The 13,670-nt window shown below is 65.7% G+C and carries 10 protein-coding genes; 7 read left to right on the top strand and 3 right to left on the bottom strand.

All coding sequences use genetic code 11. The features are described 5' to 3' along the window. Nucleotide 1: 1 nt before the first annotated feature. On the bottom strand, nucleotides 2-2,515 hold the full coding sequence (locus OXG30_06650; protein MCY4134579.1) for an ATP-dependent Clp protease ATP-binding subunit: 2,514 nt from the start codon (nucleotides 2,513-2,515) through the stop codon (nucleotides 2-4). A 157-nt stretch (nucleotides 2,516-2,672) separates the two neighbouring features. Between OXG30_06650 and OXG30_06645 the strand changes: the two genes are divergently transcribed. Next, nucleotides 2,673-3,668, top strand: a complete 996-nt coding sequence (locus tag OXG30_06645; protein ID MCY4134578.1) for a polyprenyl synthetase family protein — start codon at nucleotides 2,673-2,675, stop codon at nucleotides 3,666-3,668. A gap of 13 nt (nucleotides 3,669-3,681) precedes the next feature. Here OXG30_06645 and lysS read toward each other — a convergent pair whose 3' ends face one another. Together lysS and OXG30_06635 are read right to left on the bottom strand one after the other, a co-directional pair. Continuing rightward, a complete protein-coding gene (gene lysS / locus OXG30_06640; GenBank protein ID MCY4134577.1) occupies nucleotides 3,682-5,109 on the bottom strand; it encodes a lysine--tRNA ligase in 1,428 nt (475 codons plus the stop codon). 8 nt (nucleotides 5,110-5,117) lie between these two features. Then, on the bottom strand, nucleotides 5,118-5,912 hold the full coding sequence (locus OXG30_06635; GenBank protein MCY4134576.1) for a type III pantothenate kinase: 795 nt from the start codon (nucleotides 5,910-5,912) through the stop codon (nucleotides 5,118-5,120). A 295-nt stretch (nucleotides 5,913-6,207) separates the two neighbouring features. Here OXG30_06635 and OXG30_06630 point away from each other — a divergent pair, with 295 nt between their 5' ends. The 6 genes from OXG30_06630 to OXG30_06605 all read left to right on the top strand — a co-directional run bounded on the left by OXG30_06630 (nucleotide 6,208) and on the right by OXG30_06605 (nucleotide 13,595). Then, nucleotides 6,208-8,640, top strand: coding sequence for a copper resistance protein CopC (locus OXG30_06630; GenBank protein MCY4134575.1), 2,433 nt, complete (start codon nucleotides 6,208-6,210; stop codon nucleotides 8,638-8,640). An 82-nt stretch (nucleotides 8,641-8,722) separates the two neighbouring features. Beyond that, a complete protein-coding gene (locus tag OXG30_06625; protein MCY4134574.1) occupies nucleotides 8,723-9,820 on the top strand; it encodes a peptidylprolyl isomerase in 1,098 nt (365 codons plus the stop codon). Between the two features lie 95 nt (nucleotides 9,821-9,915). After that, nucleotides 9,916-11,487: a hypothetical protein gene (locus OXG30_06620; GenBank protein MCY4134573.1), complete on the top strand. Its 1,572-nt coding sequence runs from the start codon at nucleotides 9,916-9,918 to the stop codon at nucleotides 11,485-11,487. Between the two features lie 143 nt (nucleotides 11,488-11,630). After that, complete coding sequence (locus tag OXG30_06615) at nucleotides 11,631-11,894, top strand: type II toxin-antitoxin system prevent-host-death family antitoxin (GenBank protein MCY4134572.1); 264 nt, start codon at nucleotides 11,631-11,633, stop codon at nucleotides 11,892-11,894. A gap of 1 nt (nucleotide 11,895) precedes the next feature. Continuing rightward, nucleotides 11,896-12,297, top strand: coding sequence for a type II toxin-antitoxin system VapC family toxin (locus OXG30_06610; GenBank protein MCY4134571.1), 402 nt, complete (start codon nucleotides 11,896-11,898; stop codon nucleotides 12,295-12,297). 167 nt (nucleotides 12,298-12,464) lie between these two features. Next, nucleotides 12,465-13,595, top strand: coding sequence for an ATP-binding protein (locus OXG30_06605; GenBank protein MCY4134570.1), 1,131 nt, complete (start codon nucleotides 12,465-12,467; stop codon nucleotides 13,593-13,595). Nucleotides 13,596-13,670: the final 75 nt, after the last annotated feature.

Genomic DNA, 13,670 nt, shown 5'->3' with positions numbered 1-13,670 from the left:
GCTAGGCGCCGGCCAGTTCTTCCACCGGAGGCGGTTCGAAGCCTTCGACGGCCCGGAAGCTGATCCGCTCCGCGCCGGCTTCATCGGGGTCGTCTTCAGCGTCCACCAGAATCGTCTCCCCGGCTCGGAACTCCTTCCACAGAAGCCGCTCCGACAGCGGATCTTCCACCAGCCGCTGGATAGCCCGGCGCAGAGGTCGAGCCCCCAACGTGGGGTCGTAGCCCCGCAGGGCCAGCAGCACCTTGGCTGAATCAGTGAGCTCCAGCCCGATGCCCTGGGCCTCGAGCTGGTCTTGCAGCCGCTTGATCATCAGGTCGACGATCCGGGTGACCTCTTCGCGGGTCAGCTCGTGGAACACGATGACCTCATCGATGCGGTTCAAGAACTCGGGGCGGAAGTGGTCCTTGAGCGCATCGGTGACCTTCTCCTTCATGCGCTCATAGGTGATGGCCTCGTCGGCCTTGGTGAACCCCAGGTTAGCCTTGCGCAGGTTCTGGGTGCCCAGGTTGGAGGTCATGATGAGCACGGTGTTGCGGAAGTCCACCGACCGGCCCTGGCTGTCGGTGAGGCGGCCCTCCTCCAAGATTTGCAGGAGGGTGTTGAACACATCGGGGTGGGCCTTTTCGATCTCATCGAACAGCACCACCGAGAACGGCTTGCGGCGCACGGCCTCGGTGAGCTGGCCGCCCTCCTCATAGCCGACGTAGCCCGGCGGGGAGCCCACCAGCCGGCTGACGGTGTGCTTCTCCATGTACTCCGACATGTCGAGGGCGATGAGGGCCTGCTCGTCGCCGAACAGGAACTCGGCCAGCGTCTTGGCCAGCTCGGTCTTGCCCACACCCGACGGGCCCAAGAAGATGAACGACCCGCTGGGCCGCTTGGGGTCTTTGAGCCCGGCCCGGGTGCGGCGGATGGCCTGCGACACCGCTTTGATGGAGTCCTCCTGGCCGACCACCCGCTTGTGCAGCTCGTCTTCCATGCGCAGAAGCTTGGCCGTCTCCTCCTCGGTGAGCTTGTAGACGGGGATGCCGGTCCAGATGGACAGCACCTCGGCCACCGCCTCCTCGTCCACCTCGTCAAACAGGTCGACGCCCTTGGCCTTGATCTCGGCCTCCATCTGCTCCTTGCCGGCCAGCAGCTCCTTCTCCTTGTCGCGCAGCCGACCGGCCTCCTCGAAGTCCTGCTGCTCCACCGCGCTCTTCTTCTGGGACACGACCAGGGAGAGCTCGTTCTCGAAGTCCTTGTAGTCGGTGGGGGTCTCCATCCGCTTGATGCGCAGGCGGGAACCGGCCTCGTCGATAAGGTCGATGGCCTTGTCGGGCAGGTGGCGGTCGGATATGTAGCGGTCGGCCAGATTGGCCGATGCCACCAGGGCCTGGTCGGTGATGGTGACCCGGTGGTGGGCCTCGTAGCGGTCTCGCAGTCCCTTGAGAATCTCGATGGTGTGGGCGATGGTGGGCTCGTCCACCTTCACCGGCTGGAACCGGCGCTCCAGCGCGGAGTCTTTCTCCAGGTGCTTGCGGTATTCGTCCAGGGTGGTGGCCCCGATGGTCTGAAGCTCGCCCCGGGCCAGCATGGGCTTGAGGATGGAGGCGGCGTCGATGGCCCCCTCGGCGGCACCGGCGCCCACCAGGGTGTGCAGCTCGTCGATGAACAAGATGATGTCGCCCCGGGTCTTGATCTCCTTGAGCACCTTCTTGAGGCGCTCCTCGAAGTCGCCCCGGTAGCGGGACCCGGCCACCAGCGCGCCCAGATCGAGGGTGTAGAGCTGCTTGTTTCGGATGGTCTCGGGCACGTCGTCGGCCGCGATCTTCTGGGCCAAGCCCTCCACGATGGCGGTCTTGCCCACGCCGGGCTCGCCCACCAGCACCGGGTTGTTCTTGGTGCGCCGCGACAGCACCTGCATGACCCGCTCGGTCTCCCGCTGGCGGCCGATCACCGGATCGAGCCCGCTGTCTCGGGCCAGCTTGGTGAGGTTGCGGCCAAACTGGTCGAGCACCAGAGACCCGGTGCTGCTATCACCGCTGCCTCCGGGAGAGGTGGTGGCCTTCTCCGGCGACCCCGAGCCCTGGGGACCGCCGTAGCCCGACAACAGCTGGATCACCTGCTGGCGCACACGGGACAGATCGGCCCCGAGCTTCACCAGCACCTGGGCGGCAACGCCCTCGCCCTCTCGGATAAGGCCCAACAGGATGTGCTCGGTGCCGATGTAGTTGTGGCCAAGCTGCAACGCCTCCCGCAGCGACAGCTCCAGCACCTTCTTGGCCCGGGGGGTGAACGGGATGTGGCCTGACGGCGACGACCCGCCCTGGCCGATGATCTCCTCCACCTGGTTGCGCACCGCCTCCAGGGAGATGCCCAGCGACTCCAGCGATTTGGCGGCCACGCCCTCACCCTCGTGGATCAGGCCCAACAGGATGTGCTCGGTGCCGATGTAGTTGTGGTGGAGCAGGCGCGCCTCCTCCTGGGCCAGCACAACGACACGACGAGCACGATCTGTGAATCTCTCGAACACGGCAATCTCCCGATAGGGGTTCAACTCTGAGTGTAACCACCCCACCCCCCCATTTCGTTCCCGAAGCCTCAGCCGACCTTGGCATCGGGGCCGCCGATGAGGCCTCAACCCGTGTTGATTGGGGGCAATTGGGGAAGGTGCCACTACGCTGACGGGCGTGGCTCGCAGCCCCCTAGATTTGATTCCCACCATGGCGCGCGACCTCGACCGGCTGGAGTTGCGGCTGGAGGACTCGGTGAAAACCCAAGACCCGTTCCTCACCGAGGTGGCCAGCCACCTCATCCGGGCCGGGGGCAAGCGGGTGCGGCCGGGATTCGTGATCGCCTCGGCAGCCATCTCCCAGAATCAGCCGGTTCCGGCCGCAAACGACGTGCTCACCGGGGGTGTGGCGGTGGAACTGGTCCATCTGGGATCGCTGTACCACGACGACGTTATGGACGAGGCCCAGGTACGGCGCAACGTGGCCAGCGTGAACGCCAAGTGGGGCAACCTCCGGGCCATCCTGGCCGGCGACTTCTTGTTGGCCCGGGCATCGGAACTGGCCGCTTCCCTCGGAACTGAAGTGGCGGGACTGCTGGCCGCCACCATCGGACGGCTGTGCGAAGGCCAAGTGCGGGAGTTGCAGGACACTGGCAATCCCGACCGAACCGAGTCCTCCTACACCGATTCCATCGACGGCAAAACCGCTTCTCTGCTGACCACTTCCTGTCGTATCGGTGCCCTGGTGGCCGGGCTGGACCGTCCGACGGTTGACACCCTCACCGAGTTCGGGCGCTACTACGGGCTGGCCTTTCAGGTGGTGGACGACATCTTGGACATCGTGGCCACCGACGAGCATCTCGGGAAGCCGTCAGGCAACGACCTGCACGAGGGCATCTACACCCTGCCGGTAATCCGGGCTCTGCACACCGACTGCGGTCCCCAGTTGCTGGAACTTTTGGGTGGAACGGTCTCAGATTCCACCGTCCGATCGGCCCTGCAACTGGTTCGGGCCAGCGGTGGCGTGGAAGAAGCCCTAGACGTGGCCCGCCACTATGTGAAGCAAGCCTCAGCCAGCCTGGAGTCGCTGCCCCCCACCACAGCCACCGCCGCCCTCCAGGTGGCCACCGACCATCTGATCAACCGAGCCCGCATCCCCCTCGGCGACGGCTAGGCCGAGGAGCCGTTTAGCTCGCTGGCGGCGCGGGGCGCTCCGGGGGTTCGGGGCGCAGGGTGGGGAACAGGATCACGTCGCGGATGCTGGGCACGTCGGCCAACAGCATGGCCAGGCGGTCCATGCCCACGCCCAGGCCACCGGTGGGAGGCAAGCCGAACTCCAGGGCCCGCAGGTAGTCCCAGTCCACGGCCATGGCCTCGGCGTCGCCCGCTTCCCGGTCGGCGGCCTGGCCTTCGAAGCGGGCCCGCTGCTCGTCGGGGTCGGTCAGCTCGCTAAAGGCGTTGGCCAGCTCCCGGCCGGCCACGATGGCCTCAAACCGCTCCACCCAGCCGGGGTGGTCGCGGTGCTCCCGGGCTAGCGGCGATACCTCCTTGGGGTAGTCGCACACGAACACCGGACCCCACAGCTCGGCCTCGGTGGTCTTCTCGTACAGCTCCAACAACAGCTTGCCCGGCCCCCAGCGGTCTTCCACCGGGATCTCCCGGTCGGCGCAGTGCGACCGCAGCTCCTCCAACGGGGTGTCGAGGTCCACGTCCAGGCTGCTGTGGGCAGACAGCAGGTCGGTGAACCGGGCGCGGGGCCACGGCGGGGTCAGGTCCAGCTCCTTTCCGCCGTAGCTGATGACGGTGGCGCCCTTGAGCTTCAGCGCCAGATGGGCCACGAGCTGTTCGACCAGATCCATGATGTCGCCGTAGTCGGCGTAGGCCCAGTACAGCTCCAACATGGTGAATTCGGGATTGTGGCGGGTAGAGATGCCCTCGTTGCGGAAAACCCGGGCAATCTCATACACCCGCTCCAAACCGCCCACCACCAGCCGCTTCAGATACAGCTCGGGGGCGATCCTCAAGAACAAGTCCATATCGAGCGCGTTGTGATGGGTGCTGAACGGCCGGGCCAGCGCGCCGCCGGGCACCGGGTGGAACACCGGCGTCTCCACCTCAATGAACCCCCGATCCTCCAGCCAGCGGCGGGTGAACGACATCATCTCCGAACGCAGCAGAAAGGTCTGTCGGGCCTCCTCGGTTACCCACAGGTCGACATAGCGCTGACGGAACCGGATGTCGGGGTCTGACAGCCCGTGCCATTTGTCGGGAAAGCTCCGCCGGGCTTCAGCCAGCAGTTCCCACTGCTCCACCTTCACCGACAGCTCCCCGGTGCGGGTCTTCATCACCTCGCCGCTGACCCCCACCCAGTCGCCCAGCGACAAAGCGCAGAATTCGTCGTAGTCGGGGGCGACTTTGGCGGGGGCGAACAGCTGGATGCGCCCGGTGGCGTCTTGAAGAGTGGCAAATGCCAGCCGCCCCTGCACCCGCCGGAGCATGATCCGGCCCGCCACCGATACTGTCTGCCCGGTCTCGGTACCGGCCTCGATATCGCCATGGCGCTGGTGGCACTCCCCGGCGGTGGCGGTGGTCTCGAACCGATAGGGGGGACTCACCGGCCGGCCTACTGGTTGCGCCCGTGGACCAACCACAGGCCGTGGAGAGTCAGATAGGGCTCGACATGTTGGATGGTGTCCGACAGCGGGGCAATCAGGTGGGCCAGGCCACCAGTGGCGATCACGACCGCCTCACCGGCCAGCTCATTGGCGAAACGGGCCACCATGCCGTCGATCTGGGAGACGAACCCGTAGATGACCCCCGACTGGATCGACTCCATCGTGGTTTTACCGATCACGTTGCGGGGCTCGGTGAGCGCCACCGGCCCCAGCGCGGCGGCCCGGCCCACCATGGCCTCCAGGCTGACCTCGATGCCCGGCCCGATGGCTCCACCCAGAAACTCGCCGACCTCGGAGACCACGTCGAAGTTGTTGGTGGTACCGAAGTCCACGATCACCGCAGGACCCCCGTAGAGGTGATGAGCGGCCACCGCGTTGGCAATGCGGTCGGCGCCCACCTCGCGGGGATTGTCGTACAGGATCGGGATGCCGCTGCGGGTGCCGGGCTCGATCACCACCGGGTCGAAATCTAGATAGCGCTGCACCATCATCCGCACGCTCTCGCGGATTTGGGGCACCCCCGAGCACACCGCCACCCCGGTGAGGTCGTCCTCCATGGCGACGTCGATGCTGTCGAGCAGGCTGCGCAGCAGCACGGCCACCTCATCGGGGGTGCGCTCATGCACAGTGGACAGTCGCCAGTGCTCGATCAGCCCGTCGTCGGCCCGACAGTCCTCGGCCCGTTCAGCCTCATACAGGCCGACCACGGTCTGGGTGTTGCCTATGTCGAGGGCCAGCAGCATGGGGGCTCCTGCATCATCGTTGTCCTTGCACCCGCCCGACTCTTGGATGCGCGCATCCTATTTTCTACTCCCTCCCAGCAAAGGCCCAAACATCGTGCGGCACACAGCCGTTGCCTCCCTCATCTGCCGCTTGCCAACCCTGCCTCGTCCGATGGCTGTTCGCGAGACACCCGCTGATCGCACCGTCCGGTCAAAGGCGGGAGATACCAGCCGAGAGGGCAGTTCCGCGCACTCATCAATGGGGAAGCGGGTCTTTGGGGGTCGGTGGCATGAAGGGGTAGAATTAGCAGCCGTTGTGGACGCACGAAAGCGGTGTGCTGGCAGTGGCTGGGCGTTGGCCGCGGCATTCTTCCTGGTATTTGTGGCCACGCTCGGATTCGGCACTTCAACCGCATCAGCCCACACGCGGCTCGTGGAGACCTTCCCCGCCGACCGCACCGTGTCGGCCGAGCAGCCCGAGCAGCTCACACTGGTATTCGCCGAGGCCGTGGACCCCCGATCGGTGCGGCTTGAGATCATCGCCTCCGACGGCGAGACCATCGAAGGCAGCACCCTTCTTACGCCCACCGGCAAGAACGCCGAGGTAATACAGTTCGCCCTGCCCGACCTGGGCAGGGGCATATTCGGACTCTCGTGGGCGACTGTGGGCCCCGACGGCCACCGCGTCGCCGGCGAGGTGGTCGTGGGCGTGGGCATAGTGGACGAAGCGGCCGTGGCGGCCGCCTCATTCACCCGCACTCCTACGCTGGACCGCGCCCTGGAAGTGGTCAGCGGCATCGGGCGATTCGGGTGGTACATCGCCTTGGCCGCGGTGGTGGGATCGCTGCTGGTTCTGGGCTGGAATCTGAGGGGGCCGCAACCGCCGGCGGCGGCCTCGGCCATCTTGGCCAATGCGGCCCGACGCTCCCTGGTAGCCGGGGCGCTCATTCTGTTCGCCGCCATCTTGACGAGAACGGTGGCAACCATCGCGCTCATCACCCGCGGGTACGGCGACGGCCCGCTGCGCGAGAACCTCCGTCTGGCCCTGGCGGAGGGCACCGGGCGAACACTGCTCATGGCCGTGGTGGGCACGGGAGCACTGGCGGTGCTGGCCGCTCGCCTGGGCCGGTCGCGATCGGAGCTGACACTGCTTCAGGCTGGCATTGGGATTGTCGTGCTCATCGCCTTCGGCGCCACTCCCGGCCACACGGTGACGCTGTCGGAAGACCCGTTTGGAATATGGGTCTCCACCCTGCACTTGGCCGCGGCAAGCGTCTGGCTGGGGCCGCTGCTGATCCTCGCGGCGGCCATGGCCACAACGGCTTGGAGACAGCGGCCCAACAGCGAGCGCTCGGCTGCAACCAGGGAGCTGTTCCGGCGATTCGCCCCCGCGGCCGTGGCCGCGTTCGCAGTTCTGGCGCTCACCGGCCTGCGGTCCACCTGGCTGTTGGCCGGCGGCGAACTGCTCAAAGGCTCCGGCTACGCCACCGTCCTGCTGGTGAAACTGGGCCTGGTGGTAATGGTGGCGGTGCCCCTCGCCGTGTACCACGACCGGCGCGTGGGCTGGCTGGCCCGGTTTCGCCGCCCCGCCGGCCAGCGGTCGGCGACGATTCCGCCGCGCACGCTGCGGCTGGAATCCTGGGCACTGAGCGGGATCATCGCAGTCGCGGCGATTCTCACGGGGTTGAATCCGGCGAGTCTCGACGCCCGCGACGCCCAAGATCTTCTGGGTGCCACCGCAGACGATGCCGAGGGCACCCAAACCGGCGGGTACGACCTGGCGCTTTTGAGCAACGAGCCTCCCGCCAGCACAGAGGAGTGCGCCCTGCGCACCCTCGGGATGGCCAACTGCTATCGCGACTACTTCTCATCGGTCATGCAGAGCCAGGGCGCCGACAAGGCTGTGGACATGGTGGAGGAGCTGTCCAAGACCGACAACTTCGTTGCCCGCAACTGCCATCAGATCACCCACGATCTGGGCAACGACGCGGTTGTCTGGTACGGCGACGTGGGCACCGCGTTGACCTACGAGGGCTCTGCGTGCTGGTCGGGCTACTACCACGGCGTCGTCGAATACGCCCTCGGGGAGTTCGACGACGCCGAGTTGGCAGAGGAGCTTCCGGGGTTCTGCTCTGTGGTCGCAGCCCGGCAGTACTCTTTCGATCACTTCAACTGCGTTCACGGCCTCGGCCACGGAATCATGAAAATCGTCGACGGCGACCTCTTCGAGACCATCCCCTACTGCGAGGTGTTCAGCGATCCCTGGGAAGACAGCACCTGCATGAACGGAGCGCTGATGGAGAACATGATCCTCGGCCAGCAGGGAACCCCCACCTATCTGCGCGTCGACGACCTCGTCTATCCCTGCAACGCCATTCCCGAACTGTATGTGGCCGACTGCTTCGCCACCCAGACATCGTGGATACTCCACAATGTGGGCTACGACACCTCGGGCTTCGCCGAGGTCTTCTCCATTTGCAACAGGGTCAGATCCGACATGGTGGACAACTGCTATCTGGCGCTGGGGCGGGACATCAGCAGCGTCCACGACCAGGATCCGAGCACCATCGTGCGGCTCTGCTCTCTGGGCGACCCCGCCTACCAGGCCGACTGCTACGTGGGTGCCGCCACTAACACCATCTACAACAACCACAACACGATTCAGGCAACCGTGATATGCCAGTCGATCCGAACGAGCATGCAACCGGCCTGCTTTGAAGCCAGAGACAGAGTGGCCGCCACTCTATGAGCCCGCGGCGCGGCGCCCTGGCCCGAAGCACCAACAGCAGCGTGTTATTTTTCCAACCACGCACCAGTAAGAGGAGCCTGCCTTGGAGCCCATAGAACCGGAGATCAACGTACGGAAACTGCAAGGCGAAGACCCCGCGGAGCCCTATGTCCAAGTAGTCGTGACGTTCCCGTCTCCTACAAACCGAAAACCACAGAGCGAAGACCCCGCAGAGCCCCCACACCACCCCGACGGCGACCCCGGCGGAGCGGAGCGACCACCCGGAGCAGGCGAAGACCCCGCAGAGCCCCCACACCACCCCGACCCGCCCGGCCGCACCAGGAACCCCATGAAGGTGCTTTTGGTGGCTGTCGGAGTACTGGCTTTGTTTGCCGCCGGCTTGCTCGCCGGGACCCTCCTTTCTGGCGACGGGAACGACGACTCACAACCCAGTCAGAGCGCCGCAGAAGCCGCGGCCGCTGAAGAGCCCAGTCAGGGCGCCGCAGAAACCGCAGCGGCTGAAGAGCCCGCCATCCAAACGCAGTCAGGGGCGGGCGACTCGGCCGCGCCGCAGCCCACCGGCACTTTCTACAACCCGTTCACCGGGGTTGACTACGGGTCGGGGCTGTGCGCGCCGAGCGAAGGAGCGGCCGAGGCGGTGCTGGACTTCGACGACGCCCCAGCCCTGTGCATCGACACCTCCGGGGCCTACACCGCGGTGTTCGACACCACGCAGGGCCTCGTCGAAGTAGCCCTCGACGCGGCCAGCACGCCCGGAACGGTGAACAATTTCGTGAACCTGGCCCGCTACGGCTACTACGACAACACCCTCATCCACCGCTCCGACCCCAGCATCGGCATCTTGCAGGGAGGCTCCCCCCGCACAAACGACCCCTCCGACCCCGGCCCCGGCTACACCATCTGGGACGAGGGATCGGGCTTCACCTATCGCCCCGGACTCCTGGCCATGGCCCGCACCGACAACCCCAACAGCGCCGACGCCCAGTTCTTCTTCACCGTCACCGACGCCGCGTCGCTGCTCGACGCCCAGGGCGACTCCGTGGTCTTCGGCCAAGTCACCGCTGGCCTCGACGTGCTCACCGCCATCCTCAACACCCACCAAACCCAGCCCGGCAACAACTTCGGCGGCACACCCAATCCCCCCGTCACCATCAACACCATCACCATCCGAACGCAGTGACCCGACAAGGCCCTTCTGAGGTTCCCCAGAGAGGAGGGGGGGGAGCCGCAGGAGGAACCCCGTCTTCGGAATCTTCGGACGAGCGCTCAAACCGCGTGTCCCGGCTCCTCTTGGCGGCGCTGGCATTGGCCGCGGTCGCGGTGGCCGCGCTGGCGGTCACCCTGGCCGTGGTGGCCACCTCCGAAAAGACTGAATCGGCGGACCGCCTGGCGGTTTCTCGGCCACCGGGGCCTATCCTCGTCTCCGACCCCCCGGACACCGCCTCGGGGCCTGCTTCCGGGGAGAGCGCGTCGCATCGGGTGGTCTATGGCGAAAGCGGTTTCGAGCCAAACCGGATAGAGATCGCCGCGGGCGACGCCGTGCTGTTTGTGAACTCCTCCGAGGAGTACTTCTGGCCGGCGTCCAACATCCACCCCACCCATGAGATCCTCCCCGAATTCGACCCTGAGCGCCCGCTGGAACCGGGGTCGAGCTGGACCCACCGCTTCGACAAGCCCGGCCAGTGGTACTACCACAACCACCTCTCCCCCGATGAGGGGGGCCTGGTGTCGGTTTCCCCCTCGCCCGGCACCGAGAGCGGCCGCGATCAGGCACTGGCTTCGGCGAGCGGGCGTCAGGCCCCCCTCGTGTTCGAGATGCCCGACCGTGAGTTCGCCCCCGTGCCGCAGGACGCGGCCGCCTCGCATGTGGGCATCTACACCGACGACCGCGAGCTCGAGGCGTTCATCGAGAGGTTCGGCCCCGGAGCGGCGCTCCAGGTGCTCAAGCAGATCGAGTTGGAATCGGGAAGCGACTGCCACAACCGGGCCCATGAGGCGGGGCGCATCGCCTACGAGAAGTTCGGCCCGGCCGCGTTCGCGCTGGCCTCCCACGACTGCCAGTCGGGCGGGCAGCACGGCGCCACCGAGGCACTGTTCGCCGAGCGAGGCACCGCCAATCTGGCCGCCGATATCGCCGCTCTCTGCGACAGCACCCATAACACGTTCTTCCGCCATCAGTGCGTCCACGGCGTGGGGCACGGCCTCATGGCCTGGACCAACTACGACCTGCCGGGGGCGCTCGGGCTGTGCGACCACGCGCCGCGCCTCGACCGCTTTTCGTGCTATTCGGGGGTGTACATGGAGAACGTGGTCGGCGGTCTGTCGGGGGCGATGGGCCATATCACCGAATACCTCCGCGAAGGCGATCCCATCTACCCCTGCAACATCGTCGAGGCGCGCTATCAACCGTATTGCTACTTCTACCAGACCACCCGCATGGCCGATGTTCTGAACTGGAACATGGCCGCGGTCGCCGCTCTATGCGATGCGGCGCCTGCCAACGCCCGCTCGCTTTGCTTCCGGTCGTACGGGCGCGACGCCGCCAACCTCGCCGCTGACGACCCCGCTGAGACCATCGGCCATTGCCGCCACGCCGCGGCCTCCGCCGACAACGCCGACTGCATCAGAGAAGCGGCCCAAAACGGGTTCTGGGAGCCCGTGGGCGCTGACCGGGCCGTGGAGTTCTGCGCGATGCTCGACGCCGACCCCACCGCATATCCCCAGAGCCGCGACTCCTGCTACTGGTCGATACAGCAACAAGCGGGCTACGTGCTCGTGACCCCCGAAGAGCGCTGGGCATTCTGCGAGAAGCTGCCCGCCAACCGGCAGGCCGGGTGTGTGCTGTAGCTGAGCTTCCCATTATTCGCCATAGCTCCCATCATCCTCCCAAGGACCACCAGAGCCTCCACCGAACCTGGGGCGATTCACCCAGACCACAGGCGACGCCTTGGGATCGATGACCCGCCGTTCTATGTGCTACAATGAAGCACATGACCGAGGTTGGCATCCGAGCTCTCAAGCAGAACGCTTCCGCGGTGGTGGCCAAAGCGGCCGCCGGAGAGATTTTGACGATCACCAGCCGGGGACGACCTATGGCGCTGTTGACGCCGATTCCCAAGTCGCGTCTTCAAGAGCTGGCCGATGCCGGTCTGGTAACAGAGGCCACACGAGACATCGCTGATCTGCCCGATCCCATCGAAGGGCCGAGCCTGTCGGAGGTGCTCGCTGAAATGAGAGAGGGCGAACGCTACTGAGATGGCGTTCTATGTCGATACCTCGGCGTTGGCGAAGCTGGTTGTCGCCGAGCCCGAGACACCGGGGTTCCAATCCTGGCGGGCCCAGCAGCACCGAGATCTGGTGGCCGGCGACTTCGTGCGCACAGAGCTGTTGCGCGCCGCTCGCCGACTGACGTCGGCCCACGTTCTGACCGCCACCGAAGTGCTCGCCTCAGTGCGGCTGGTCAGGATTGGAGAGCACATCTTTGAGCAGGCGGGACACCTGGATCCGCCCTCCTTGCGCTCCCTGGACGCCATCCACCTCGCATCGGCCCTCGGCCTCGGCCGCGACCTCGAAGGCATCGTCACCTACGACAACAAGCTGGCCGAGGCAGCCCGGCAAAACCACATCCCCATCATCTCGCCAGGAGCAGACCGGTAACCCCACCCCCGATCCCCAAAACCAACCTCTCCACGAAAAGGGGGGAACCTCAGCTCCCAGCACGCCGCCGAACCAGACCGGTAACCGCTAGCCCCTCAACGCGCAAGGCTAAAGGTTGCAAAAACACTAAAAGACACAAAAGCAGCGCAGCCATGTAATGTGGGTCCGTGGCCAACAGGAATCCCTTCTCTCCTACTTTCGGCGCTGCGCCCCCAGAATTGGCCGGTCGAGACGAGGTGCTCGAGGCCATCGAAGAAGCCCTTGAAACCGGCCCGACCCATCCCGACTACTCGGCCCTGCTCATCGGCGCAAGGGGCACGGGAAAGACCGTCGCGCTTGAAGCGGCTGAGGAACGAGCCCGGTCCCGAGGCTGGCTGACGATTTCCGAAACAGCCTTCCCACCCGAGCTGCCGGAGCGCATCGCCAAACATGCCGTGGATCTACTCCATGCGATGGGCGATGAGAAGGCTAGATGGCGAGTTACCGGTGTTCATGCTGCAAGCATGGGGGTAACCGTCGAGCACCATGACGCCGACACCAGCCCTCTCACTCTGCGCTCTGCCCTGACCGCCCTCGGCGAGTTGCTCAAAGCCCGCGGGACAGGGCTGCTCATCACCATTGACGAGCTCCAAGCAGGGGACATCGGGGAGGTTCGAGAAATCGGGAGCATTCTCCAGCATGTAACTCGCCGCGAGGGGCAACCGGCAGCCTTCTTGGGTGCAGCCTTGCCCAGCATCGAGGACAGCCTCCTCGCCGGTGACTCGGCAACGTTTCTCCAACGCTGCTCAATACACGAAATCGGCCGTCTCGCTCAAGCTGCCACCCGAGCCGCTATCGCCAAACCAATCCAAAACCAAGGAGCACGCATAACGGCCGAGGCCCTCGAAGCCGCCGTGGCCGCAACATCTGGCTATCCTTTCATGGTCCAGTTGGTCGGGTTCTACAGCTGGAGGGCGGCCGGGAACCCAGAAGCGGGAATCACTCCCGCAGAAGTCTCTGAGGGAATCAACGAGGCTGAGCGCCGGATCAGCCGCCTAGTCCTATGGCCCACCTGGAAAGATCTGTCCGACGTCGACCGCAAGTTTCTGATCGCAATGGCCTCTGACCGCTCCGAGTCGAAAATATCCGATGTGGCAAGCCGCCTGGGCGTCACCGTCAGCTACGCAGGTGTCTACCGCCGGCGACTGCTCCGGTCGGGGATGATCACCGCAACCGGCAAAGGCCGAATAGCATTTGCCCACCCCGCCACCTGCAACTGGATCCTCTCCCTCGCCGACCCGGACGGCGACAAGGGATAGGCCCTTACAGACTGGCCGAAGCAGCCACAATTTGGCAGCGCCCGGGCCTCGGTATCTTGAAATCACGCAAGTTCA

The sequence above is a fragment of the bacterium genome, from assembly GCA_026708015.1.
Taxonomy (GTDB): domain Bacteria; phylum Actinomycetota; class Acidimicrobiia; order Acidimicrobiales; family Bin134; genus Poriferisocius.
Note: the sequence above shows the minus strand (reverse complement) of the source record. Positions and strands in the feature narration are given on the sequence as shown.

Bases quoted from the DNA above. Each gene is read 5' to 3' on its own strand.
- OXG30_06635 (MCY4134576.1), bottom strand. From the start codon at position 5,912: ATGCTGCTGGCCCTCGACATAGGCAACACCCAGACCGTGGTCGGCCTG.
- OXG30_06615 (MCY4134572.1), top strand. From the start codon at position 11,631: ATGACCGAGGTTGGCATCCGAGCTCTCAAGCAGAACGCTTCCGCGGTG.
- OXG30_06610 (MCY4134571.1), top strand. From the start codon at position 11,896: ATGGCGTTCTATGTCGATACCTCGGCGTTGGCGAAGCTGGTTGTCGCC.